Raw genomic sequence first — 24,769 nt, forward strand, 5'->3', positions numbered from 1 at the left:
ACGTACCTCAACGCCGATCGATATAGCGAACTTAGTCACCGTCTTATCCGCCGCTCCGGTAGCAACGGCTATCTGATGCGGCCGAACAGTCGGAGTTCGGCGCGTCGACAGCTACCATGAGCGACACTACGAACGGCACCGACGCAGCCGACGGGACAGGGAGCGACGGAACCGACGCGACCGGCGAGGGAGTCGGCACCCACGCCGACGGGGCCGACGCCTCGGACGAGCGGCCCGACGGTGGGACGCTCGACGGGCTCGCGGTCGACGAGGCCGTCGAGCGCGTCCGCGCCCGCGATCCCGCTCGCGACCCGGAGCCCGTTCGGACCGCGCTGTCGTTCGCCGCCGCCGACGGTGTCGTCAGCCGAGAGGGCCTTCGAGAGTCGCTGAAGCTGACCTCGAAGGTGCTCACGACCGCGGAGACGCGGGCGGAACTCGCCACCATCGCGCTCGACGACGCCAGCGAGGCCGCCGCCTCGGCGCCCGACCTGTCGACAGTCCAGGCTCGACTAGACGGCTTCGAGGCCGAGGTGGCCGCCGTCGAGGACCGCGCCGCCGCCCTCGGGCCGGCCCTCCAGTCGGTGGTCGACGACCGAGAGGACCCCGCGGCACGGTTCCCCGTCGCCGACGGTCTCCGCCGGGTCGACGAACGGGCGCGGGAGGTCCAGCGGACCGCCGACGAGATCCAGTTCGACCTGGAGGAGTTCGAGCGGTGGCTCGACAGCCACGCCGTCCGCGTCCGCGAACTCGGCGAGGACGTCGACGCGCTCGCCACCTCGCTCGACGAACTGTCGACCGCCGTCGACCACATCGAGGCGCTGGAAACCGCCGGGGACGCCGACGGCGACATCGCAGGAGGCCGCCCCGCGGACGCGGACGAGCCCGCCCAGACCTGGTTCGACGCGACGCTCAGCCACCGGGCGACCGGCCTCTCCCTCGCGGACCTGCGGGCGGAACTGGGCGACCTGCGGACGTGGGCCGACCGTGCGGGCGCAGACCCCGTCGAGGAGGGCGGACTGGACGACCTGGCGGCCCGGCTCGACGACCTCGACCGCTGCCACGCGGAGCTGGGTGAGCGCCTCGACGCGGTCGCCGAATCCGAGTGGACCGACCGCTTCGGCGAGGCGGTCGCCGCCGTCGAGTCCGAGCTCGACGACTGCGAACCGCCGGTCGACTGGGGCGTCGTGCAGTCGGCGATCGAGGACCACCGCGACGGCCTCGACGCCGGCGCGTAGCGAGCGCGGTCGGCCGTCGACGGCAGTGACGACTGTTCTACTCGGTTTCCTGCGGAGCGATAGAGAACGAGCCAGCGCGTCGGCGGGCTGCGATCAGACGTTCCGGTCGCGGACGGCGGCGCGGGCGGCCACGCCGGCGACGGCGGCGCCGCGGTCGGCGGTGCGGGTGAGGCGGTCGAGCGCGCGCGCCAGCGCGACGGTCGCGGCGGTCGAGCCGTCGAAGGGGTCGGTCGCCTCGTCGAACAGCGCCGCGTCGACGGCCTCGATCTCGGCGACGGCCCGCTCGTGGCCGTCGAGGGCGATCGCGGTCAGCCCCTCGTCGGCGTCGTCGAGGACGGCGGTCGTCGACGACTCGACGACCGTCCGGGCGGACTCGGCGGCCTCGCGGACGTTCTCGGCCACCGGGTCGGGCAGCGGTTCCGGGAGCCGGCGGGCGGTGCGGGCGACCCCGACGCCCTGCCGGGCGACGCCCTCCAGCTGGCGGGCGGTGACGTAGTAGTCGAACAGCGTCGGGCGGGTGAGCCCGAGGCGGTCGATCTCCTCCAGCGAGACGAGCGACCGCGAGAGGTGGCGCGCGACCATTCGAAAGAGTCGATCGGCCTCGTCGGCGCGCCCGCGGAGCCGCTCGTAGGCGTCGGCGTCGGCGTCGACGAGCGCGTCGGTCGCGGTGCGGTGGATCGACAGCGCGGTGAACTGCAACTGGACGACCGACTGGCGGACCGAGACGTTCGCGGCGTCGAGGAGGTGCTGGACGGTGATCTCCTCGTCGTTCGCGACCAGCAGGTCGGTGCCGACGAGGTTCCGGACGACCGAGCGGGCGGCCCGACGCTGCTCGTCGGTGAACGCGCCGGTCGGTTCGAGCGTGACCGTCTCGAAGCCGACGGCGTGGGCGGCCTGGAGGGCACGCCGGACCAGCGCGGACTCGTCGCCGTCGACCGCGACGGTCGCCGTGGCCAGCTCGTCGACGTCCTTCTCAGCGGCCCGGAGGACGATCGAGTCGTCGCTGTGGGTGGTCAGATACAGCTCCATGCCCGCTTCGAGCTGGTGGTCGTTCGCCCACTCTTTGGGGATCGACACCGTGTACGTGCCGCCGCCGACCTGTTGGAGTTTGCGCGTCTGCATCAGTAGAGCAACTCGGGGTCGTTGTCCAGCATGTACAGCGTCCGCGCGGCGACGTTGACCCCGTGGTCGCCGACGCGTTCGAGGTCCCGGATCGTAAGGAGTAGCCGGGACACGTCGTCCAGTACCCGCTCGACCGCCCAGGAGTCGTCACCGGCTTCGCCTTCGAGGAGGTCGCGGACGACCCGCTCGCTGGCGCGCTGGCAGTGGGCGTCGAGCTCGTCGTCGCGAGCGGCGACCGCCCGGCAGGCGTCCGCGTCACCGTCCTCGTAAGCGTCCAGTGCCGCTGACACCTGGTCGCGAGCGTCGGTGCCGATCGCCTGCACGTCGACCTCGTCGGCCGGCCGCTCGGCCGCCAGCGCGTAGCGGCCGAGGTTGGTCGCCAGGTCGCCCACGCGTTCCAGATCCGTCAGGATCTTGAACGAGGCGGCGACGAACCGCAGGTCCGACGCGACGGGCTGCTGGAGCGCGAGCAGGTCGATGCAGTCGCCCTCCAGGGCGAGATACCGGTCGTTGATCGCGGCGTCGCCGTCGATCACTGCCTCGGCGAGGTCGTCCTCGCCGGTCTCCAGCGCGGTCAGCCCGTCGTCGAGCTGGACGAGCGCGTCGTCGCCGAGCGCACGTACGTCCGACCGGAGGTCGTCGAGATCCGCCCGGTATCCCTCGCGCGTCACCGCGATCACCCGAACTTCCCGGTGACGTAGTCCTCGACGCGCTGGCTCTCGGGGTTCTCGAAGATCTTGTCGGTGTCGTCGTACTCGACGAGCTTGCCGCCGGTGAGGAAGACGGCGGTCTGGTCGGAGATCCGGGCGGCCTGCTGCATGTTGTGCGTGACGACGACGACCGTGTAGTCCTCGGCCAGGTCCTCGATGAGGTCCTCGATCTTCGAGGTGGCGACCGGGTCCAGCGCCGAGGCCGGCTCGTCCATGAGGATCACGTCGGGGTCGACGGCGAGACAGCGGGCGATACAGAGCCGCTGTTGCTGACCGCCCGACAGCCCCATCGCGTTGTCGTCCAGCCGGTCTTTGATCTCGTCCCAGATGGCCGCCTGCTCGAGCGCCCGGTGGACGAGTTCGTCGGCGGTCTCGCTGTCGTCGCGGCCGGTGAGTCGCGCGAGCAGCCCCGTGTCCAGGTCGCCGTGTTTGCGCGGCCCGTAGGTGATGTTGTCGCGGATCGACTTCGGGAACGGGTTGGGCGCCTGAAACACCATGCCGACCGACTTGCGCAACTCGACCAGGTCGACGCCGTCCTGGTAGATCTCCTCGTCGTCGAGTTTCACCGAGCCGTCGATGCTGGCGGCCTTGATCCGGTCGTTCATCCGGTTGAGACACCGGAGGAAGGTAGACTTCCCGCAGCCCGAGGGGCCGATGAGCGCGGTGACGCTCTCCTCGGGGATGTCCATCGAGACGTCCTTCAGCGCGTGGTCGTCGCCGTAGTACACGTCCAGATCGGAGACGCTGAGCTTCGCCTCGCCCGTGAAGGAGTAGTCGCTCCACTCCTCGCGGATCCGCTCGTCTGTCTCGCCCGTCGTCGTCGCCGACGAGCGCGCTGTGCTCTCCGCCTGTGGCTCTGTCTCACTCATAGGTCAGTTTGCTCCGGAAGTACTGTCGCGTGGCGATACCGACCGCGTAGAAGGCGAGGACGACGCCCAGCAGGACCAGCGCGGTCCCCCAGCCGAAGGCGGTGACGTCGTTGACGCCGGCGGTCTGGCCGGTGCCGGTCAGGACCACCTGCCAGAGCTGGTAGGGCAGCGCCGTCGTCGCCTGCGTGAGTTCGGGGTTGGTGACGAACGGGGGCGACAGCGACAGCTGGAAGCTGTTCAGTACCTTCGCCCGCTGGCCGGCGGGGATGAACGACCCCCCGCCCATCGTCAGCAACAGCGGGGCCGTCTCGCCGGCGATGCGCCCGACGCCGAGGATGACCCCGGTGACGACGCCCGGCATCGCCGCCGGCAGGACGACGCTGCGGATCGTCTGCCACTTCGAGACGCCCAGCGCCGCGCTGGCGTCGCGGTACTCGTCGGGCACCGCGATCATCGCCTCGCGGGCCGTGATGACCACCAGCGGCAACAGCATGAACCCCAGCGTGATCATCCCCGCCAGCAGCGACTTCTGGGGTCGGGGGGTAAAGCGGGGCACCAGGAACGCGGCGCCGAACAGGCCGAAGACGATGCTCGGCGTGGACCACAGCGCGTTCGTGGCGACCTCGACGACGTTCGTGAACCGGCCCTGCTCGGCGTACTCCGTGAGGAAGATCGCCGCGCCGACGCCCAGCGGCACCGAGAGGACGACCGCGCCGACCACTAGCCAGACCGTCCCGACGATGGCCGGGAACACGCCGGTGATGTCCGCGAACAGCGACGCGCCGTTCATCAGGAACGGCCAGTAGACGGGCCAGGCGATGTCGAAGCTGAATCCGAGCAGTCCGATGGTCGTCGCCGGGCCGACGCCGAGGCCGACCTCGATCCCTTCGGTGGCCGGTCCGAAGCCCTTGAACACGACGAAGGCGACGAGCGCGACCAGCACCGCGATGATGGCGATCGCGTTGAGATACACGAGCAGATACGCGCCGAGGTGGCGGCCGCGTGCGCCGAAGCCGCCGTACGCCTTGGCGGCCGCCCAGCCGACGACGAGCGACGACGCCATGACCGCAAACGGCGCCACCGTGGCCGCGAAGAAGGTGACCGCCTGCGCGTCGGGGAAGTTCGCCGGCGACCACGACCACTCGGGGCCGACGACCCCCAGCAGGAAGACCAGCCCGAAGAAGGCCGCCAGCGCACCGGCCGGCAGCGTCGAACCGATGTCCTCTCGCGGGAGGGCGGTCGCGAAGAACGCGACCGCGCCGAGGCCGAGACCGCCGACCACGCCGCCGACCAGGCCGAGTCCCAGCGTCTCGGCGGCGACGAGCGCGCCGATCAGTCCCCACAGCGCTCCGAACAGTCCCGCGGCGACGAACCCCGCGCTCGCACGGGGCTCGGTCGGGAAGATCCCCTGGTAGGAGAACAGCCCGAACCCGGTCACTGCCACGCCCATGAAGACCAGCAGCAGGCCGAGGGCGGTCATCGTCTGGAGGCCGACGAGCGTCCCGGTGATCGAGACGAGTTCGACCGTCGCCGCCAGCCCGAGGAAAAAGAGGACGGCGGCCAGGCCGACGGTCAACGCGGCGATACTCTCGTAGGTCGAGGTGTCCCCGCGGACGACCGACGTTTCGGTGGCGCTCGCCATTACTCGACACCCCCGACCTTCCGGTCCATGCGGCGCTCGATCAGCTGCGAGCCGATGCTGAGGACGAGCACCGTGACGAAGAGGATACAGCCCGCGACGAACAGCGCGTCCTTCTGGAGCCCGCTGGAGGAGCCGTAGTTGGCCGCGATGAGGCTGGTGAGCGTCTCGAAGCCGTAGAAGACGTTGTACAGCGGCTCGGCGATCGTCGGGGTGTTGCGCAGCATGACCGTCGCGGCCATCGTCTCGCCGATTGCGCGGCCGACACCGAGCAGCACGGCCGCCGATACGCCGGAGAAGGCCGTCGGGATGGTGACCGCCGTCATCGTCTGCCAGTCGGTCGTCCCGAGCGCGAGCGACCCGCTCTTCATCGACTCGGGGACGCTGTTGATCGCGTCCTCGGCGACGGAGACGACCGTCGGCAGCGCCATCAGGCCGACGACGATGCCGACGAAGAGATATGTGCCCTGGCCGACCAAGCTAAAGGCGTCGGACGCCCAGGGGCTCAACACCGTGAACCCGAGGAAGCCGTAGACGATCGAGGGGATGCCCGCGAGGATCTCGACGCCCGGCTTGACGACTTCGCGGACCGCCGGCGGGGCGATCTCCGAGATGAACAGGGCGGCCGCGACGCCGAGCGGGCCGGCGACGACGGTCGCGATGATCGTCACCAGCACCGTCCCCTGAATCATCGGAAGCATCGAGTACTGCTTGTTCGCCTGGGCGGGCGTCCAGGCCGTCGTGGTGAACAGCTCGAGTCCGGGCACCCAGATCCCGAACACCGTGCCGCTCTCGGCCTGCAGGATCGGCCACGCCTCGTAGAAGATGAAGAAAGTGATCAGCGCGAGGATGACGACCGTCGAGACGGTCATCGCGAGCGTGACCCCCCGTGCGGCCAGCTCCTGGTGTCGCAGCCAGCTGTAGCCCACTGCCACCAGGAAGCCGGCGAGGAACACCGAGGTGTACGGCGAGGTCACGAGGAAGCCGACGAACGCACCCACCAGCGCCAATGCACCGAGCGCACCCGCAGCTACCGCGTCGTTGTCTGTGTCCTGTACGAACTCCGCGAACCGAGCGAACCGAGACGCCATTCGGGACTGCCACCCGTCGGGGTCTCTCTGTTGGTTTGTTGCCATGGTATCGAAAGGAAACCGCGTAGCGGCCCGGTTTAGGCGGTGTCGGGGAGCTTCTCCAGCTCGGCTTCGAGGTCGGCGGTCGGCAGCGGGATGTAGTTGTTGTCCTCGACGAACACCTGCTGACCGAACTGCGTCAGGAACATCCGCATGAACGCGCCCTCGCGCATGTCCGTCCCGCTCGGGGTGTCCTCGGTGATCCGCGTGTACATGTGCAGGTCACGGTTGAGCGGGTAGGCGCTGTCGAAGATGGTGTTCTCGGCGTCCTTGCTGGTCTCGTAGACCGTGCCGTCGAACTCCAGCGCGATGGGGCGGACCGCCTCGCCGGTAAAGGCCAGCGCCATGTACGCGATGGCGCCCTCGTTCTGGCGGACGAGCTGGGCGACGCCCTGGTTCTGGCCCTGGCGGGTGTCGACGCCCGGCATCTCGGCCTCGGCGTCGCCGAGCATGTTGAGGCGGAAGGAGGTGTCCGTGCCCGAGCCGACCGCGCGGCCGATGCAGAAGATCTCCTGGTCCGGACCGCCGATCTCCGACCAGTTGGTGATCTCGTTCTGGTAGATCTTCCGGACCTGCTCGGCGGTGAGCTGGTCGATCCCGGCGTCGTAGATGTCCTGGCTCACGACGATCGGCTGGCCGTCGCGGCCGAGGACGTGGTCGACGACTTCCTGGTTGGCCTCCTCCTCGCTCCAGCCGAGTTCGGCCGTGATCGGGCCGGAGGAGTTGCCGATGTCGACGAGGCCGTCGGTGACCGCTTCACAGCCGGTCCCGGAGTGGCTCAGGCCGATGGTCGCGCGGTAGGGCGGGTTCGAGCGCTCGCCGGTCGCCTCGAAGCCGTACTGGCTCGCGAAGTAGTCCGCGAGGTGCATGTCCGTCTCGAACTCCGACCAGCCGGGGATCGAGCCCTCGTCGTTTTCGCCCCAGTACTCGCCGTCGCTCGGCGGGGCGTTCCCGTTCCAGTAGGAGGAGCCTTTGTTCGCGATGGGGTAGACCGTCGAGGAACCCTCGCCGGTGAGCAGCGACGGTTCGTTCGAACCGCTCGAGGAGCCGTCCGAGCCGTCCGAGGAGTCGGACCCGTCGCCCGAGGAGCCGTCGGAGCCGTCCGAAGAGCCGCTGCCGTCGTTCTCCGGCTCCGGCGTCGCCGTATCCTCGCTCCCGCCCGAACACCCTGCCAGCCCCGCCGCACCGATGGCACCGGATGTCAGCAGGAACTTGCGCCGCGATACCCTGTCCGCCGGACGCTCCGAATCGTGCGTCATCACCCGAAACGAGTCGGGACCTAAGTAAACTGGTTTATAATAGGGGTACCCCCCGGTACGAGACCCCTCTGAGCGGTACGGTCCGGTGGGAGTGACAACGATTTGCAGGGGTCGGTACGTACCGGTATATAGTTCGGTCTCGGCCGGGGGCGGCGGCCTCAGCGCTCGTCGACGAGCGGGGCGGCGGCGAGACGGGCGGCGGCGATCCCGGTCAGGGCGCGCGCGGTCGCCGAGTCGCCGGTTCGGCGCGCGTGGGCGGTTTCGAGCCCGATACTGTCGGCGACGGGCACCAGTCTGACGGTCGTCCCCTCGGGAGTCACGTCGCAGAGGAGGTACGACTGCGGGAACGAACAGGTCGTCGGCGCCGCGATCTCGCGGACTCCGTCAGCGCTCTGCCCTGACGACCCCCCCGACACGGCGGTCGTCGGGAGGTGGTAGTGGCCGCTGAGGACGAGCGGAACGTCGCCCTCGGCGAGCGTCTCGACGAGCGGTTCGGGGTCACGCATGGCCGGGATCGCTGCCAGGTCGGGCTCGACGGCCGCGCGGTGGGCGTCGAGCTGGCCGGTCACTTCCGGGAGATTGTGGTGAAGCAACACGATAGCAGTTCTCGTGTCCGCGAGCTGGTCGGCCAGCCACGCTCGCTGGCCGGCGTCGACGTGGCCCTCGTGACTGTCGGTCAGCCGCTCGGCCGTCCCCGCGCTGTTGAGTCCGACCACGTCGAGGTCGCCCACCTGAACGCGGTAGGAGAGTCCGTCGGGGCCGCGAGCGACCGGGTCGCTCGGCGTGTAGCGCTCGGCGAACCGTCCGAGGGTGGGCGTCTCGTGGTCGTCGCCCTCCTTCGGGACGTCGTGGTTGCCGGGGACCGCGTGGAAGGGCGCGTCGAGGTCGGCGAGGACCTCGTCGACCGCCTCGTAGTTCCAGGGTTCGCCGTCCTTGGTGAGGTCGCCCGGCGACAGCACCGCGTCCACGTCGCGGTCGGCGATATCCCCGAGCGCGGCCTCGAAGTGCGGGCGCGTCCGCTCGAACAGCTTCGAGGTGCCCTCGGCCCGGGTGGCGACGTGCGGGTCGGCGACGACCGCGAACCGTGTCGGCTCGCCGGCCGGCCGCGCCAGCCGCGCCAGTACCGTCCCGGGACCGCCGGGACCGGTCGGTCGGCTCACAGGTCCTCCGGCAGGAAGTCCCCGGGGTGGTCGTGCCCGAAGGTGGCCAGATGCGTCCCGTCGAGGAGTTCGACGTGCGAGCGCAGGTGTCCGCGCTCGCGGGCCGCGGCCGCCAGATCGGCCGCCGCCGGCTGGCTCAGGTCGACTGCGCCGACCAGCAGGACGGCCAGCCGCCGTTCGGGGTCGCTCACCCGGGTCACGAGGAAGAGATCCGTGCCGACCCGTCGCCGAAACGCCGCCGACTGCCCGAACTCGCCGCGGTCGGCGATCGCGGGCAGTGACTCGGCGACGCCGTCCGGGGCGAGATACACCAGCCCGGAGCGGTCGGTTTCGCCCGCCTCGGCCGAGAGCGGCGCGGCGTGACCCGCGCGGACGACGACGACCTCCCAGCCGTCAGTTCGCAACTCGGACGCCATCTCGTTGGCTTCCCGTACCGTCCGGCCCCACAGGGACGTGTCACCCTCCGTCTCGGTCGACATACCTGCACCTCTTCCTGCTGGGTCATGGATGTTACGAACGAGAAGATAAATAGTCTATATTGATGTATATTCCTATAATACTGGCTAATACTCGAACGTATTACGAGTCAAAACCTATTTAATTGCTCAATTGGACAGTTCGTCCGATGCCAGAGAAACAGACTCGGCGTCGGTTCCTCACGGCAGCGGGCGCGGGCGCCGCGTCCCTGCTCGCCGGCTGTGGAAGCGACACGTCGGCGCCGACCGACGGTTCGGGTGACGGTTCGGACGAAGACGGTTCGGGTGACGGCTCCACCGGGTCGGACGGGGCCGACGGCGGTGACGGGTCGGACGGCTCGATGGACGACAGCGAGTCGGACGACGACTCCGAGGAGACCTCGGGTGGGTCCGGGGGCGTCCTCAACATGATGGCGACCGGGAACATCCAGACGCTGGACCCGATCAACGCGAAGGGGTCGGGCGCGGGCTACGACCAGTACGGTCGCTCGCTCATGGAGTTCACGGACGGGCAGTACCCCCCGGAGCCGGCCCTGGCCGAGGGCTACGAGCTCTCCGAGGACGGTCTGACCTACACCTTCGACCTGAAGCAGGGCGTGACCTTCCACGACGGGTCGGAGCTGACCGCCGAGGACGTGGTCTACTCCTTCCGCCGGCTCGCCGAGTCCGAGAACTCGCGCAACCAGGACGACATCATCGGCGAGACGATGCGTATCCAGCACGAACGGGACGCCAGCCGGACGACCCCCTCGGGCGAGGCGACCGCGGACGACATCGTCCCCGGGTCGCTGGCGGTCGAGGCGGTCGACGACTACACCTTCGAGATGACGCTGGCCTCGCCGTTCCAGTACACCCTCTACCAGATCGCGGGCGGCGCCTTCGCGGTCCTCCCGGCCGGCGCGGTCGGTGACGTCGAAGGATACGACGGCGAGTACGGGTACAACGAGTTCTTCAGCACGGCCAACGGCGGCCCGACCTACGCCGGCCTGGGCCCCTTCCAGGTCGACTCCTGGACGAAGGGCAGCCAGATCCAGCTGTCGGCGTTCGACGACTACTACGGCGAGGGCCCCGAGCTCGACGGGATCACCTACACCGTCGTCTCCGACGGTCAGACCCGACTCAACCGCTTCCGCAACGGGAGCGCCCACATCATCGAGTCGCTGCCGACCGCGTCGTTCAACCCCGACAACGTCTCCATCGAGGAGCGCAACGGCAACCGCTCTGTCGGGACCTACTCCTTCGGGAACGGGACGACGGTCAACTACGGCGAGATCCCCGCGCTGACGACCGAGTACATCGTCTTCAATACGCTGAACGTCCCCCTGCCGGTCCGGCGGGCGTTCGCCTACGCGATGAACCAGCACGAGATCGCCCAGAACGTCTACAAGGGCACCGGCAAGCCGGCGTATCACATCACGCCGCCGGCGCCCTATCCCACCTTCGAGGACGGCCAGTCCGGCGAGGCCGCCTACGACGCCCACGCGGAGAGCGGCGCCAACTCCAACACCGAGTTCGGCGCCGACGGCTACCCCTACGGCTACGGCGAGACACGCCTCGACGACGCCCGCGCGGTCATGGAGGAGGCCGGCTACGGCCCGGACAACCGCTTCTCGCTCACGGCGACGACCATCTCCGGCGACGACGGCTACCGCCAGGTGTTCACACGGCTGCAGCCGAAGCTCAACTCCGCGTACATCGACATGGAGATCACCGAGGCGAGCTTCGGGACGATCATCAGCCAGGCCATCTCCGGCTCGATGGAGGTGTTCGGCCTCGGCGACGGCATGGAGTACCCCGGCCCGCAGAACTTCCTGCGGTTCCTCTACGGCGCCAACCCCTCCACGCAGTTCACCCGCTGGGGCGCCGAGAACAGCTACTACACGGAGGAGTACCGCCAGATCGCCATGGACGCCTGGGCGGAGAACTACGCCGCCGAGGGCACCTCCGAGGAAGACCACAACGAGGCGTTCCAGACCGTCGAGGAGATGAACTGGGCGTCCGTCCAGGAGCTGCCCTTCCTGCATCCCGCCAGCCAACGGCTGTGGCACGACTCCGTCGACGTCGAGATGTACGGCGTCATGGAGAACCAGACGTTCGACCAGGTCACGCTCGACGAGTGACGCGGTCCGGCCGGATCGCTGCCGATCCGGCCGCCGAAGGCGGATCCGGGGCGGTCGACATCGACATCTCACATGTATCTGCGACAGCGCGCGACGAGTTCGGGGCCCAGCCAGCAGGAACAGCGACGACGGCGGACGGCCCGCGGGGGTGACCGCGGGTGAGCAGGCTGACGTACGTCGTCAAGCGGTTCCTGCTCGCGATCCCGGTCGTCTGGCTCGGCACGACGATGACGTGGTTCATCATCTTCATGGGCCCCATCGACCCCGCGACCAGGCTGCTCAGCCAGGGCCAGACCAGAAACCCCGCGGCTTACCAGGCCGCCCAGGAGCAGCTCGGGCTCAACACGCCGCCGCTGGAGCACTACATCGAGTACATGACCAACTTGCTCACCTTCGACCTGGGCCGGACGTTCCTGCTCTACCAGGGGTCGAGCGTCAACGCGCTGATCCTCGATTTCCTCCCGCGGACGCTGTGGCTCGGCTTCTGGTCGGTGCTCATCGCCGTCCTCATCGGGGTCCCCCTGGGCTTTTACGCGGGCATGCGCTCGAACACGACCGCCGACTACCTCGCGTCGTTCGGCGGCATCGTCTGGCGCGCCATGCCGAACTTCTGGCTGGCGATCATGTTGCTGGCGCTCCTGGGCAGTCTCCAGGGCCTGATCGGGGTCAGCTGGCAGGAGCTGATCGTCCCCATCGACGCCATCTCGGGGAGCCCGGACATGTCCCGCATCGGGACCGTCGACGGCTTCCTCGCGGCGACCAAGAAGGTGCTACCCGCCGCCCTGGTGCTCGGGTCGGCGTCGATGGGCAACGAGATGCGGATCGGTCGAACGGCTGTTCTCGAAGTCCGTAACGAGGACTTCGTCGACATGGCGAAGGCGAAGGGCGTCTCCGACCGCGCCCTAGTCTGGAAACACGTCCTGCGCAACGCCCTGGTGCCGCTGGTGCCGATCATCACCAGCGAGGCGTTCCTGCTGATCGGCGGGTCGGTCCTCGTCGAGACCGTCTTCGGCATCAACGGCATCGGCTGGCTGTTTTTCCGGGCGGCCATCCAGGGCGACCTGCCGCTGGTCGGCACACTCATGTACGTCTTCATCCTCATCATCGTCGGCATCAACCTGGTTCAGGACCTGCTGTACACGATCATCGACCCCCGGGTCGGGCTGGAGGGCGCCTGAGATGGCGGGCACGACGGCCGACCCCGAACGCGCCTCGACCGTCCGCCCGACGGGGTCGCCGATACTCGTCTGGGCCGTCGCCGGCGTCGCGCTGTTCGCGATGGAAGCCGGCGCGCTCGTGACCTTCCTCACCGGGATGGTCGCGGACTCCCTCGCGTTCGTCCCGCCGCTGGGGCCGGCCCAACCGGCCGTCGCGACGCTGGTCGAGTGGGCCAACGCCGCCCAGTCGGCCGCCCGCGAGGTGCCGACGCTGCTCTCGCGGGAGACGATCCCCAACGGCGGCTACTGGAACGGCCAGCAGTGGGTCGGGACGTTCCTCGGCCTGGAGCCCGCGCTGGCCTGGGCGGTGCGGGTGGCGCTGGTCTACGGCTACGCCTTCGCCTGGGCCGGCTGGGCGGTCCTCGGCTACCGGCTCTACCGCCGGGAGATCCGCCCGACCGACTGGAGCCCGCGGGACGACGTGGTCGACCGCTTCCGCTCGCACACCTGGGGGAAGTTCGGGCTCCTCGTCGTGTTCATGTTCGTCGTCATGGCGGTGTTCGCGCCCGCGCTCGGCCCGACGACGGTCGAACAGAACATGCGCGAGTCGTACTCCAACGAGTTCAGCTACTGGAACAGCGACACCGGGGAAGTCCAGACGACGCTGGTCGGCCAGGCCAACCTCCAGTCCCAGTCGACCGGCACCAACTCGCGAGTGATGCCCTTTACCTACGACGACTACAACCGCTATCACCCGTTCGGGACGCTCCCCACCGGGCGGGATCTGTTCACCTTCATCGCGACCGGGTCGCGCATCTCGCTGATCATCGGCGTGCTCTCGGTCGGCCTGAGCGCGCTGCTGGCCGCCTCGCTCGCGCTCGTCGCCGCCTACTACCGCGGCCGGGTCGACCTGGGGATGGTGTTGCTCTCGGACGCGGTGATGGCGATGCCGCAACTACTGTTGCTGATCATGCTCACGCAGGTGCTCGCCGAGACCTGGATCGGGGGGATCTACAGCGGCGCGTTCGTCCTCGCGCTCATCTTCGCCGGCACCGGCTGGACGTACATGTGGCGGTCGGTCCGCGGCCCCGCGCTCCAGGTCGCCCAGCGCCAGTGGGTCGACGCCGCCCGCAGCTTCGGGCAGAAACCGCGGGTGATCATGCGCCGGCACATGCTGCCGTACATCACCGGCTACCTGCTGATCTACGGGTCGATGACCCTCGGCGGCGCGATCATCGCCATCGCCGGCCTCTCGTTCCTTGGGCTGGGCGTCTCCCCGCCCACCCCCGAGTGGGGCCGGGCGATCAACCTCGGCCAGGACTACGTCACGACCGGGTCGTGGCACATCTCGCTCATCCCCGGCATCCTGATCACGATCGTCGTCACCGGGTTCAACGCGCTGGGCGACGGGGTCCGGGACGCCATCGACCCCCAATCCGACAGCGCCGGCGGCGCCGCGGCCGGGCGGGGTGGTGGCGCGTGAGCGACGCCGAGCCCCTGCTGGCCGTCGAGGACCTGCGGACGGTCTTCCACACCGATCGCGAGGAGATCCACGCCGTCGACGGCGTCTCCTTCGAGGTCCGCGCCGGCGAGACCGTCGGGCTCGTCGGCGAGTCCGGGTCTGGCAAGTCAGTCACCGCCCGCTCGATCCTCGGGCTGGTCGACAGCCCCGGCGCGATCGAGGACGGGTCGATCCGCTACCGCGGCGAGGACCTGACCGACGACAACTGGGAACGTCACCGGGGGGACATCGCCATCGTCTTCCAGGACCCCGGCAGCGCCCTGAACCCCGTCTACACCGTCGGCAACCAGATCCGCGAGGCCCTGAAGATCCATCAGGACCTTCGCGGACGCGAGGCCCGCGACCGGGCGGTCGAACTCCTCGAAGACGTGGGTATCCCCGACGCGGCGACCCGCGTGGGGGAGTACCCCCACCAGCTGTCGGGCGGAATGGCCCAACGGGCGGTCATCGCGATGGCGCTGGCCTGCGACCCCGACCTGCTCGTCTGCGACGAGCCGACGACCGCGCTCGACGTGACGATCCAGGCGCAGATCCTCGACCTGCTCGCCGAGTTGCAGCGCGAGGAGGACCTGGCGATCCTGTTCATCACCCACGACATGGGGGTCATCGAGGACGCCACGGACCGCGTCAACGTCATCTACGCCGGCGAGGTGGTCGAACGCGCACCGACCGACGTGCTGTTCGAGAACCCCCAGCACCCCTACACGCGGGCGCTGCTGCGGTCGATCCCCGGGCGAACACCGCCCGAGGAGACGCTACCGACGATCGGCGGCGAGGTGCCGACGCCGACCGGGCCGGCCACGGTCTGTCGGTTCGCCCCGCGGTGTCCCGACGCGTTCGGCGCCTGCGTCGAGGTCCACCCCGACCACCAGGACGTGAGTGAGGGGGGCGTCGACCGCAGCGCTGCCTGCCTGTTACACGACGACAACTACCCGAACGAGACGGGGCTCGGCGACGGACCGGACGGCGGTGGTCCCGACGAGCGCTCGGTCGCCCCGGCGGCCGAGAACACGAACTACGGCGCGGTCGACCACGGCGGCGGTGCGCCCACAGAGACCAGTGTGGCCGGTGACGCGAGCGGACAGAGCGCGACCGGCGGCGTCGACGACATCGACGACGGGGGTGGTGAGCTATGACCGACCCAGCGACGGGCACAGGGACCGGCCGCGACGTGGCCGCGACCCACGACGACCCGGCGGCGGCCGTCCGGGGCGACCGGCTGGTGTCGGTGCGGGACCTGCGGACCTACTACGACGAGCGGACGCTGCTCTCGCGGTCGCCGCCGGTCAAGGCGGTCGACGGCGTCTCCTTCGACCTGTTCGAGGGGGAGACGCTCGGCCTCGTCGGCGAGTCGGGCTGTGGCAAGACGACGCTCGGCCGGACGCTCGTCGGTCTGGAGGACGCGACGGACGGGACCGTCGAAGTCGAGGGCCGGGACGTGACCGACGGCGGCGACGCCGAGTGGCAGCGCCGCGTCGGCATGGTGTTCCAGGACCCCGACGAGAGCCTCAACGACCGCCAGACCGTCGGCCAGATCGTCCGCGAACCGCTGGAGGCCCAGGGCTGGCCGCGGCTCTCGGTGGCCGTCGAGGGCGTCCCCGAGGCGACGGTTTCGGGGTCCGGCCCGGTCGTCGGCGGTCGCGTCGAGCGCGGCGGCGGCGCGGCGTCGGACGCGGGGAGTCCGGCCGGCGAGTCCGACGCCGCAAGCGTCACCGGCGACCCCGACGACGGGCCGGACGTGACGGTCGACCTCGCTGGCGGCACCCACGAAGTGTCGGTCCGCGAGCGGCTCCCGCTGACGACCGACGAGGTGACGGTGTCGGTCGACCGCGGCGAGCGCCCGACGGTGTCGGTGCGGGTCGACAAATCCGTCGCCGAGTTGCGCCGCGACCGCGCCGAGGAACTGCTCGCTCGCGTCGGGCTCAGCGAGGAGCACGTCCGGCGGTACCCTCACCAGTTCTCCGGCGGCCAGCGCCAGCGGGTCGGCATCGCCCGCGCGCTCGCGCTCGAACCGGACTTCCTCGTCCTCGACGAACCGGTCTCGGCGCTGGACGTGAGCGTCCAGGCGCGGATCATCAACCTGCTGGAGGAGATCCAGGCCGACCTCGGGCTGACGTACCTGTTTATCGCCCACGACCTCTCCGTCGTCCGGCACATCGCCGACCGGGTGGCGGTGATGTACCTCGGCAACGTGGTCGAACTCGGGGCGACCGAGGCGGTGTTCGCCGACCCGAGCCACCCCTACACGCTGTCGCTGCTGTCGGCGATCCCCGGCAGCGGCTCGCCGTGGGACGGCGAGCGGGTGACGCTGCGCGGGACGCCGCCGAGCCCGCGGGACCCGCCGTCGGGCTGTCCGTTCGCGACGCGCTGCCCGGCGAAGATCCGCTCCGACGAGTTCGACCTCCGCGAACCGACCTGGCGGGCGCTCGACGAACTCCGGGTCGTCTTCCGGACGCGCGCCCGGTCGGAGGACTCCGTCGTCGAACGGGCGCGGGCGCTGGCCGGCCTGCCCGTCGACGCCGAGGCGATCGACGACGCCGTGGCCGACCTCTTCGACGGCCGAGACCTCCCGTCGGCGGCGCAGGCGGCCGTCGACGAGGCCGTCGACCTCGCGAAGTCCGGCGACGACCGCGCGGCCGCCGACCGGCTACGCGAAGCGTTCGGCTCGCGTTGCGACACGGAGGTGCCCGACGCGTACGCGACCGGCGACGGCGAGCGCGAGAGCCGGTGTCTCCGATGCGAGGACGGCTACCGCGGGGTCGCCGAGACCGTCGCCGACCGGGAGCGGTGACCGCGGGTTCGCCGACGGCGGGCCCGCGGCCGTCACCGAGGTTCGACCCGGTCAGACCCGACCGATGCCCGTCTCCGGAGTGTTCCGGTGACCTATGTAGTCCCACGAGCCGTTCTTAGCGAGCTTCTTTTCACGTCGGTCGAGATACCTCGATGGCGTTGCGGGCTGTCAGGCATGCACCCCGGGCGGGCCGTCGCTTCCTCGGGCCGCTCGACCACCCTACGCCGGCGACCGTGGTCGCCGGCCGCGGCGTCCCCCACGCGTCCGGCGCCCGTCGACGGTCGGCCGCTCTCACTCCTCGGCCGACGCGTCGCCGGCTCCGATCCGACTATTGAGACCTACGTACCCGCTGGTAGCAGTAATATAAACCGCCTACATAGTCGGTCGGAATCCTCTATTCATGAGCTCCGACGGTTCCACGGGTGAGGCCCAGTGACGGGTGACAGCGCGCTCGCCGAACTACGCGACAGCCACCACCGGATCGAGGCCGACCGGTGGGAGGACATCTACGTCGTGGGCGACGTCCACGGCTGTCTGTCGGCGCTCGAACGGCTCGTCGACCGCATCGACCCCGACGACGACACCCTGCTCGTCGTCGTCGGTGACCTGATCCGGAAGGGACCGGACAGCCACGGGGTCGTCGAGTTCGTGCGCGAGCGCGACACCGTCGTCAGCGTTCGCGGCAACAACGAGGCGAAGATCGTCCGCGGCGACAAGGAGGTCCCCGGGCTGACCGGCGAGGATAGGGCCTACATCGAGTCGCTGCCCCACGCCATCTCCTGGGACGGCAACCTCGTCGTCCACGGCGGGGTCGACCCGCGCAAGTCGCTGGGCGACCACGACCCCGCGGAACTGCTGACGATGCGTTCGCTGACTCCCGACGGCAGCTACGACCGGCCCTTCTGGTTCGAGGAGTACGCCGACAGCCCCCGCGTGTTCTTCGGTCACACCGTTCTGGCCGAGCCCTACGAGTCGGCCGGCGCTGTCGGCCTCGACACCGGCTGCGTCTACGGCGGCGAGCTGACCGCCTACCACGTCGGATCCGGCGAGTTCCTCACCGTCGAACCCGAGGAGACCTACCAGGAGCGGAGTTCGGACAGCATCGTCACCCCGCGAATGCCCAACTGATGCCGACGGACAACTCAGACGCCGACGCCGCCGACGGCGGCGCGACCACGACCGAGGAGGCGACCGCCACCGACGCGGGCGGCCAGGAACGCACTGCCGACGCGAACGACGAAGCGACGACGCCGGACGTGACTGCCGACGGTGACGCCCGGACGGTCGTCGTCCCGGAGGCGGCCGGGGCCGAGACCGTCGACGCCGAGGCGGGCTTCGACCGCTCGGACCCAGCCTTCTACCTCAACCGCGAGCTGAGCGAGCTGGCCTACCAGCGCCGGGTCCTCCACGAGGCCATCGACGAGCGCAACCCCCTGCTCGAACGAGTGCGCTTCCTGTCGATTTTCACCCGCAACATGGACGAGTTCTTCATGAAGCGGGTCGGCGGGCTCAAACAGCAGATCGAGGCGGGCGTCACCGAGCGGACGGTCGACGGCCGCACGCCCGCCGAGCAGTGGGAGGCGGTGCTCGACGCCGCCCGGCCGATGTTCGCCCGCCAGACCGACTGTTACGAGTCGGTCGTCCGGCCGGCGCTGGCCGACGCTGGCATCCACGTCCTCGATTACGACGACCTCTCGGCCGACGAGCGCGCGGCGATGCGCGACTACTTCGAGCGGTCCGTGCTGCCGACGCTGACGCCGCTCGCCTTCGACCCCGCCCACCCGTTTCCGTTCATCTCGAACCTGAGCCTCTCGCTGGCGGTGATCACCCGCGAGACCGACGGCGACGGGACGACCTTCACGCGAGTGAAGATCCCCCAGAACCTCCCTCGGCTCGTCGAGGTGGTCGACGGCGAGCGCTACGTCCCCATCGAGGACGTGATCCGCGCGAACCTCGACCTGCTGTTCCCGAACGTCGAGGTGGTCGAGGCGTCGCTCTTTCGGTTGACCCGCAACGCCGAGGTCCGGCGCGACGAGGAGGTCGCCGAGGACCTCATCGACATGATCGAGGAGGTGCTCGAACAGCGCCGGTTCGCCACGGTCGTCCGCCTCGAAGTCGAGGCCGGGATGTCCGAGCGGGCCCGCACCACCCTGGTCGAGCAGCTCGACCTCGACGAGCGGGAGGTGTTCGAGCAGCCGGGCCCGCTCGACTACCGGGAGTTCACGCGCCTGCTCGACCTCGACCGACCGGAGCTGAAGCTGCCGGAGTGGACGCCCCAGCCCCATCCGCGACTCCAGCGCGAGCGCACGCCGCTCGGCGAGGCCGGCGACGAGACGGACATCTTCTCGCGCATCCGCGAAGACGACATCCTCCTGCACCACCCCTACCACTCCTTTACCGACACGGTCCAGCGCTTCCTCGCCGAGGCCGCCGCCGACCCGGACGTGCTCGCGATCAAGGCGGCCATCTACCGGACCGCCAGCGACTCGCAGGTGATCCAGTCGCTCATCGACGCCGCCGACAACGGCAAGCAGGTCGCGGTGATGGTCGAGCTGAAAGCCCGCTTCGACGAGCAGAACAACCTCGAGTGGGTCCGCCGGCTGGAGGAGAACGGCATCCACGTCGCCTACGGCACCGTCGGCCTGAAGACCCACACCAAGACCGCCCTCGTCGTCCGGGAGGAAGACGACGGCGTCGAGTTGTACAGCCACGTCTCGACCGGGAACTACCACTCCGAGACGGCCAAGGGCTACGTCGACCTCGGGCTGCTCACCGCCGACCGCGACATCGGGCAGGACCTGGTGAAGGTGTTCAACTTCTTCACCGGGCCGTCGCTGGACGAGCAGTTCCGCAAGCTGCTGATCGCCCCGGTCACGATGCGCGACCGGCTGACGGAGTACGTCCGCCGGGAGGCCGACCACGCTCGCGAGGACCGCGAGGCGCGCATCGTCGCGAAGGTCAACGCCCTGGAGGACCCGGATCTGGTGGCCGAACTGTACGAGGCCGGGATGGCCGGCGTCGACGTCGACCTGATCGTCCGGGACATCTGTCGGCTCCGGCCTGGGATCGAGGGGGTCAGCGAGAACGTCGACGTCTACAGCGTCGTCGGCCGCTTCCTCGAACACTCGCGGATCTACTACTTCGAGAACGGGGCGCGCGACCCGGACCTGCCCGCCGACGCGCCGGGCGGCCATCCCGAGTACTACATCGGGTCGGCCGACTGGATGACGCGCAACCTCGACAGCCGGGTCGAGGCCGTCGCGCCCGTCGAGGACCCCGACATCCGCGAGCAACTGCGGTTCGTCCTCGAACTCGTGCTGTCCGACAACCGCAAGCGCTGGGAGATGAACGCCGACGGCACCTACGAACAGCGCCAGCCCGACCCCGGCGAACCCGAGATCAGTACCCAGGAAGTCCTCATGGACCAGGCCCGCCGGGCCGCGACCGACGACGACGTGGACCGCGGGATCCCCGCCGACGCCTTCGACGAGACCGATCTCCTCGTCGACGCGGTCGGCCGCGATTCCGGCCGGCCGGCGGAGGACGACGCGAGTGCAGAGACCGGCGACAGCGACGACGACGGCCTCGACGCCGGCGGCTCGGCGAACGAAGCGACAGATTCGCCGGAGGCGCCGGTCGACGGCGACGGGCCGACGACCGTCGTCGAGCCAGACGGGTCGGGGTCGGCGGTCGCGGCGAACGGCGACCTCCCGGCCGCGCTCTCGGAGAACCCCGACGCCTGGTACCGCCCGGACAGCGACCACTACGCCTTCGCCGTCCGGACGCCCGACGAGACCGTCTACCGGAAGACCGCCGAGGGCGCCGCCAGCGCGGTCGAACGGTATCGCGACTGACGCCCCGAGCGACGGGACGCTCGACCGCGCCCCGACCCGACCCCGACGGCGCGCCGCCTGTCCGGTGACTATATAGATTACTGTGAAATAACGTACCGATCGCAGGAAATTATTAGATGTCGGCGGTCGAGTCGTCGCGTGACGCCCACCCATGCCCACCGCAAGCTCCCCCGCGCGTTCGGTCGCACTGTTCGTCCGCTCGCTGTCGCCCACGGAGACGCCCGCACCCCGCCACGCCGACCGGGTCAGAGCCCTCGAAGCCGCCGACCGGGTCGACGAGGCCTCCGTCACCGTCTGGGGCTCGGAGATCGAACTCTCGACGCGCGCCCGGCGAACGCCGACCGGCAAGTGCGTCCTCGACCGGGTCGCGGACTTCCGGGCGTGGGCCGACGAGCGCGGCGTCTCGATGGGCCCGTTCTTCGAGACCCGGGAGGTCTCCTCGTCGCTGACCGGGGAGGAGTACACCGCCCTCCGGCTGCCGGTCACCTGTCTCGCCGAGTACGACGGCGACGAGTTGGTCCACGTCGCCCCCTACAGCACCGGCGAGGCCATCTGCTCGGTCGCCGACCGACTGCGCCGGCTCGACGAGGACGCCGGTGTCGACGATGACCGCGGCGACGGGGCCGCGGTCGTCGAGCGTCCGGCGGACGGGCCGACCGTCGAGTCGGCCGCGGACGCTACCGTCCCGACCGTTCGGACGCCGTGACGCGGTCGCGGTCGGCCGCTCCCGCGGGCCGAAACCCTTCGGCGTAGTCGGCGACGAACGCCGCCACGTCCCGCGGTGGCCGGCCCAGTAGCCGCTCCACGTCGTCGGAGACCCGGCCCGCGAGCCCCAGTCGCGCCGTCGTGTAGATACGGACCATCCGGCCGAGGAAGGGCAGTGGCTCCCCGGACCGTCCCCGAGATAACAGATGTACAACCACTTTCGACCCGCGGACTTATTACGACTATCGCCGTTAGATGGGTGTACAAGGGTTCTCTCGTGTTCGATTCGACCCGACCAATTCGCATTCTTCATTTCGGTGATAAACAGGGGTTCCTGTCGGTCGCCCGACCCCACCTCGAAGCGGCCGACGAACAGTTCACCGTGACCACCGCGACGACCTCCGAGGAGGGGCACGAACGACTCGCCGCCGAGGACTTCGACTGCGTCGTGTCCGACTACGAGATGCCAGACGGGACCGGTCTCGAAGCGTTGCAGACCGTCCGCGCGGATCATCCGGAGCTCCCGTTCGTCCTGTTCTCGGGTGAAGCCAGCGATGAAGTGGCCAGTCGGGCCGTCTCGATGGGCGTGACCGAGTACGTTCGAACAGAGGGCGGGAACGAACAGTACCCGCTCCTCGCGAACCGCATCACCAACGCGGTGGCCAGCTACCGCGCACGACAACAGGTGACCTGGCAACGGACCGTCCTGGAGAACATGCAGGAGGGGGTCTACGTCCTCGACCGCGACTACCGGATTCGGTTCGTCAACTTCCGGGTGGCGTCGTACGAACCGGGGCCTGAAGGGCAGTGGGTGGGAAACACGCTCTCTCACCTCTCCGAAACGGGCGTGCTCTCGGAGCCCGAAGTCGAACGGATACGGGACGGCGTCGACCGGGTGCTCGCCGGGGAGGCCGACGACGTACAGTTGCGGATCCGCCCTTCCGTTCCGGAGCCGGGCCGGACGCTCGAACTCCGGTTCACCCGAACCGAACGATCGACCGGGGAGGCGTTCGCGCTCGGCACCACGCGTGATATCACCGACCGGGAGGCACGGCAGACCGAGCTGCGCTCGGTTCGGGCGCAGTACGAGACGCTCGTGGATCACCTGCCCGAGATAGGGGTGTTCCTGTTCGACGAGGACCTCGGATACACGCTGGCCGGCGGCGGTGAGCTGTCGGAAGTCGGTCTCTCGGCGGGCGATTTCGCGGGTCAGACACCGTTCGATCTGTTCCCCGGAGATATCGCGTCGGAACTCGCCGAGTACTACCGAGCGGCTCTCGAAGGCACGGAACACACCTTCGAGCAGCGCTTCCAGGGCAAACACTACCGGATCAAGACGCTGCCGGTGCGGGACGACGACGGTGAGATCATCACGGGGTTGGCGGTGTCGCAAGACGTCACCGAGCAAAAGCGGACCGAGCAGGAGCTACAGCGGCAAAACGAACAGCTCGAGACGTTCGCACAGGTCGTCAGCCACGACCTTCGGAACCCGCTGACTGTCGCGTCCGGACGGCTGGAACTGGTTCGACGGGACGACGACGGGGAGCACTTCGACACGATCGAACGGGCACTCACGCGGTGTGAAGACCTGATCGAGGACCTGCTGATGCTCGCCAAGTCCGGCGAGGAACTCGGGGCGTTCGACACCGTCGACCTCGCGACAGCGACCGGACAGTGCTGGCGAACCGTCGATGCGGGGGAAGCGCGGCTCGTCGTCGAGTCGAACCTGCAGTTTCGGGCCGACCCGAGCCGGTTCCAGCAACTCCTGGGGAATCTCCTCCCGAACGCTATCGAACACGGCGGCGCCGACGTGACGGTCCGGATCGGCGCCCTCGACGACGGATTCTACGTCGAAGACGACGGCCCGGGCTTCGACGATGCCGACACGGCGTCGCTGTTCGAGATGGGCTACTCGACGGCTGACGGCGGGACCGGCTACGGCTTGGCGATCGTCGACAGAATCGTCGACGCCCACGGGTGGACGATCTCCCCGACGGAAAGCGCCGCGGGGGGCGCTCGCCTCGAAATCCGTGGCGTCTCCGTGGCCGAAGAGCGACCCGACTGACCGGCAGCGTCGAACGAGCGCGACGGGACCACCGCTGTCACCGACCGCTCCGGTATCCACTCCACGACGGCCGGCGACCTCCCCGGCTGGCTGGCGGCGCTGAACCGCACGAACATCGGTGTGCAGGAGCAGGCCGTTCGGGCCGGCCTCGACAGCGACGAGACCGCGCTCCGGCGAGCGATCGAGTTCGATCCCCTCACCGCCGCGGCGCTCGACTTGGACGCGATCGACGCGATGGTCGACGGCCTGCTGGGCGCCAACGCCGAGTGCCTGCCCGACCCGGAGTAACGCGGGAGTTCACAGCTGTCTACGATCCGCCGAATTCTTGATGGAAACTCCGTCATTCGTCTTCCGACCCCCAGACCTGTCTATCCGATCTCACCTGTCACGAACTGCCCAGCGATACGCTCGAATATTGATATTCGTTGCTATCCCAGTAGCGCAGCCGCGTGGTCCGCACTGAAGGGATGGTCGGAGGCGGGCCCCTAGATAGCGGTCGACGCGAGGGCGTTCCAGGGCGCGTCCTGATACTCCCCCAGGTTTCGGGCAGCGGGATACGCCTGGTACGACACTCACGTGTACCATCACGATAATCATCGGCCATACTTGTAGTCGGGAAAACAAATATATGCAATCGGTAAGTTTGTCGGTGCCATGGGGTCACTACACCGGATTGGGGNTAATCATCGGCCATACTTGTAGTCGGGAAAACAAATATATGCAATCGGTAAGTTTGTCGGTGCCATGGGGTCACTACACCGGATTGGGGCACTGTGGTGTGCACTGTTGGTGGTATTTGCAGCGGTCCCGCCCGTCGTGGGCGGGTCGAACACACATGGAACGCTCGCCGGCGCGGGCAACGAAGCGACGCTCGCCGGCGCAGGCAACGTGCCGTCGTCTCAACCGGCGACGTTGAAAGCCGAGGCCGCGGCGGCGGTCGGCGACGCGAGCGTCG

At 69.3% G+C, this 24,769-nt stretch carries 19 protein-coding genes and 1 pseudogene; 11 read left to right on the forward strand and 9 right to left on the reverse strand.

Annotated elements, in window-relative coordinates:
- Nucleotides 1-116: 116 nt before the first annotated feature.
- Nucleotides 117-1,235: a hypothetical protein gene (locus C475_RS04650; protein WP_006882618.1), complete on the forward strand. Its 1,119-nt coding sequence runs from the start codon at nucleotides 117-119 to the stop codon at nucleotides 1,233-1,235.
- A gap of 93 nt (nucleotides 1,236-1,328) precedes the next feature.
- Here the strand turns inward: C475_RS04650 and C475_RS04655 are convergent, their stop codons facing one another.
- The 8 genes from C475_RS04655 to C475_RS04690 form a co-directional block, all read right to left on the reverse strand.
- Nucleotides 1,329-2,357 (reverse strand): AbrB/MazE/SpoVT family DNA-binding domain-containing protein, encoded by a 1,029-nt coding sequence (locus tag C475_RS04655; RefSeq protein ID WP_006882619.1) that lies wholly within the window; start codon nucleotides 2,355-2,357, stop codon nucleotides 1,329-1,331.
- A complete protein-coding gene (phoU, locus tag C475_RS04660; RefSeq protein ID WP_049930098.1) occupies nucleotides 2,357-3,028 on the reverse strand; it encodes a phosphate signaling complex protein PhoU in 672 nt (223 codons plus the stop codon). Before phoU ends, C475_RS04655 begins: the two co-directional genes overlap by 1 nt.
- 5 nt (nucleotides 3,029-3,033) lie before the next feature.
- Nucleotides 3,034-3,936, reverse strand: a complete 903-nt coding sequence (gene pstB, locus C475_RS04665; protein WP_006882621.1) for a phosphate ABC transporter ATP-binding protein PstB — start codon at nucleotides 3,934-3,936, stop codon at nucleotides 3,034-3,036.
- Entirely contained in the window at nucleotides 3,929-5,578 is a 1,650-nt protein-coding gene (gene pstA, locus C475_RS04670) for a phosphate ABC transporter permease PstA (protein ID WP_006882622.1), read from the reverse strand. Before pstA ends, pstB begins: the two co-directional genes overlap by 8 nt.
- Nucleotides 5,578-6,666, reverse strand: a complete 1,089-nt coding sequence (pstC, locus tag C475_RS04675; RefSeq protein WP_006882623.1) for a phosphate ABC transporter permease subunit PstC — start codon at nucleotides 6,664-6,666, stop codon at nucleotides 5,578-5,580. The genes pstA and pstC overlap by 1 nt, the downstream gene beginning before the upstream one ends.
- 77 nt (nucleotides 6,667-6,743) lie before the next feature.
- Nucleotides 6,744-7,964 (reverse strand): PstS family phosphate ABC transporter substrate-binding protein, encoded by a 1,221-nt coding sequence (locus C475_RS04680; RefSeq protein WP_006882624.1) that lies wholly within the window; start codon nucleotides 7,962-7,964, stop codon nucleotides 6,744-6,746.
- A gap of 158 nt (nucleotides 7,965-8,122) precedes the next feature.
- Nucleotides 8,123-9,124, reverse strand: a complete 1,002-nt coding sequence (locus C475_RS04685) for a metallophosphoesterase family protein (RefSeq protein WP_006882625.1) — start codon at nucleotides 9,122-9,124, stop codon at nucleotides 8,123-8,125.
- Nucleotides 9,121-9,603: a DUF7529 family protein gene (locus C475_RS04690; protein ID WP_006882626.1), complete on the reverse strand. Its 483-nt coding sequence runs from the start codon at nucleotides 9,601-9,603 to the stop codon at nucleotides 9,121-9,123. The genes C475_RS04685 and C475_RS04690 overlap by 4 nt, the downstream gene beginning before the upstream one ends.
- Nucleotides 9,604-9,749: 146 nt before the next feature.
- On the opposite strand from C475_RS04690, the gene C475_RS04695 reads away from it, so the two are divergent.
- From C475_RS04695 to C475_RS04730, 8 genes are all read left to right on the forward strand, one after another.
- Nucleotides 9,750-11,720 (forward strand): ABC transporter substrate-binding protein, encoded by a 1,971-nt coding sequence (locus tag C475_RS04695; protein ID WP_006882627.1) that lies wholly within the window; start codon nucleotides 9,750-9,752, stop codon nucleotides 11,718-11,720.
- A 158-nt stretch (nucleotides 11,721-11,878) separates the two neighbouring features.
- Nucleotides 11,879-12,898, forward strand: a complete 1,020-nt coding sequence (locus C475_RS04700) for an ABC transporter permease (protein WP_006882628.1) — start codon at nucleotides 11,879-11,881, stop codon at nucleotides 12,896-12,898.
- A gap of 1 nt (nucleotide 12,899) precedes the next feature.
- Entirely contained in the window at nucleotides 12,900-14,360 is a 1,461-nt protein-coding gene (locus tag C475_RS04705) for an ABC transporter permease (RefSeq protein WP_006882629.1), read from the forward strand.
- Entirely contained in the window at nucleotides 14,357-15,535 is a 1,179-nt protein-coding gene (locus C475_RS04710; RefSeq protein WP_006882630.1) for an ABC transporter ATP-binding protein, read from the forward strand. Before C475_RS04705 ends, C475_RS04710 begins: the two co-directional genes overlap by 4 nt.
- Nucleotides 15,532-17,190, forward strand: a complete 1,659-nt coding sequence (locus C475_RS04715) for an oligopeptide/dipeptide ABC transporter ATP-binding protein (RefSeq protein WP_006882631.1) — start codon at nucleotides 15,532-15,534, stop codon at nucleotides 17,188-17,190. Before C475_RS04710 ends, C475_RS04715 begins: the two co-directional genes overlap by 4 nt.
- Nucleotides 17,191-17,622: 432 nt before the next feature.
- Nucleotides 17,623-18,318, forward strand: coding sequence for a metallophosphoesterase family protein (locus C475_RS04720; RefSeq protein WP_006882632.1), 696 nt, complete (start codon nucleotides 17,623-17,625; stop codon nucleotides 18,316-18,318).
- The gene (gene ppk1 / locus C475_RS04725; RefSeq protein ID WP_006882633.1) at nucleotides 18,318-21,044 is read left to right on the forward strand and encodes a polyphosphate kinase 1; all 2,727 of its coding nucleotides are present in this window, start codon (nucleotides 18,318-18,320) and stop codon (nucleotides 21,042-21,044) included. The genes C475_RS04720 and ppk1 overlap by 1 nt, the downstream gene beginning before the upstream one ends.
- Nucleotides 21,045-21,195: 151 nt before the next feature.
- On the forward strand, nucleotides 21,196-21,750 hold the full coding sequence (locus C475_RS04730) for an HTH domain-containing protein (RefSeq protein ID WP_006882634.1): 555 nt from the start codon (nucleotides 21,196-21,198) through the stop codon (nucleotides 21,748-21,750).
- Here the strand turns inward: C475_RS04730 and C475_RS04735 are convergent.
- Nucleotides 21,722-21,907 (reverse strand): hypothetical protein, encoded by a 186-nt coding sequence (locus C475_RS04735; RefSeq protein ID WP_006882635.1) that lies wholly within the window; start codon nucleotides 21,905-21,907, stop codon nucleotides 21,722-21,724. The two genes, C475_RS04730 and C475_RS04735, sit on opposite strands and share 29 nt — an antisense overlap.
- 119 nt (nucleotides 21,908-22,026) lie before the next feature.
- On the opposite strand from C475_RS04735, the gene C475_RS04740 reads away from it, so the two are divergent.
- The gene (locus C475_RS04740; RefSeq protein ID WP_161625165.1) at nucleotides 22,027-23,814 is read left to right on the forward strand and encodes a hybrid sensor histidine kinase/response regulator; all 1,788 of its coding nucleotides are present in this window, start codon (nucleotides 22,027-22,029) and stop codon (nucleotides 23,812-23,814) included.
- A gap of 39 nt (nucleotides 23,815-23,853) precedes the next feature.
- Nucleotides 23,854-24,102 (forward strand): annotated as a pseudogene (locus C475_RS22180) (family 4 glycosyl hydrolase); the annotation flags it as partial.
- Nucleotides 24,103-24,769: the final 667 nt, after the last annotated feature.

Origin of the sequence: Halosimplex carlsbadense 2-9-1 (genome assembly GCF_000337455.1) — an archaeon.
Classification (GTDB): domain Archaea; phylum Halobacteriota; class Halobacteria; order Halobacteriales; family Haloarculaceae; genus Halosimplex; species Halosimplex carlsbadense.

What these genes read in the sequence shown, in the direction of transcription:
- C475_RS04695 (WP_006882627.1), top strand. Translation starts at nt 9,750, where the DNA reads ATGCCAGAGAAACAGACTCGGCGTCGGTTCCTCACGGCAGCGGGCGCG.
- C475_RS04680 (WP_006882624.1), bottom strand. Translation starts at nt 7,964, where the DNA reads ATGACGCACGATTCGGAGCGTCCGGCGGACAGGGTATCGCGGCGCAAG.
- pstC (WP_006882623.1), bottom strand. Translation starts at nt 6,666, where the DNA reads ATGGCGTCTCGGTTCGCTCGGTTCGCGGAGTTCGTACAGGACACAGAC.
- pstB (WP_006882621.1), bottom strand. Translation starts at nt 3,936, where the DNA reads ATGAGTGAGACAGAGCCACAGGCGGAGAGCACAGCGCGCTCGTCGGCG.
- ppk1 (WP_006882633.1), top strand. Translation starts at nt 18,318, where the DNA reads ATGCCGACGGACAACTCAGACGCCGACGCCGCCGACGGCGGCGCGACC.
- C475_RS04715 (WP_006882631.1), top strand. Translation starts at nt 15,532, where the DNA reads ATGACCGACCCAGCGACGGGCACAGGGACCGGCCGCGACGTGGCCGCG.
- C475_RS04655 (WP_006882619.1), bottom strand. Translation starts at nt 2,357, where the DNA reads ATGCAGACGCGCAAACTCCAACAGGTCGGCGGCGGCACGTACACGGTG.
- C475_RS04690 (WP_006882626.1), bottom strand. Translation starts at nt 9,603, where the DNA reads ATGTCGACCGAGACGGAGGGTGACACGTCCCTGTGGGGCCGGACGGTA.
- C475_RS04705 (WP_006882629.1), top strand. Translation starts at nt 12,900, where the DNA reads ATGGCGGGCACGACGGCCGACCCCGAACGCGCCTCGACCGTCCGCCCG.
- C475_RS04730 (WP_006882634.1), top strand. Translation starts at nt 21,196, where the DNA reads ATGCCCACCGCAAGCTCCCCCGCGCGTTCGGTCGCACTGTTCGTCCGC.
- pstA (WP_006882622.1), bottom strand. Translation starts at nt 5,578, where the DNA reads ATGGCGAGCGCCACCGAAACGTCGGTCGTCCGCGGGGACACCTCGACC.
- C475_RS04650 (WP_006882618.1), top strand. Translation starts at nt 117, where the DNA reads ATGAGCGACACTACGAACGGCACCGACGCAGCCGACGGGACAGGGAGC.
- C475_RS04735 (WP_006882635.1), bottom strand. Translation starts at nt 21,907, where the DNA reads ATGGTCCGTATCTACACGACGGCGCGACTGGGGCTCGCGGGCCGGGTC.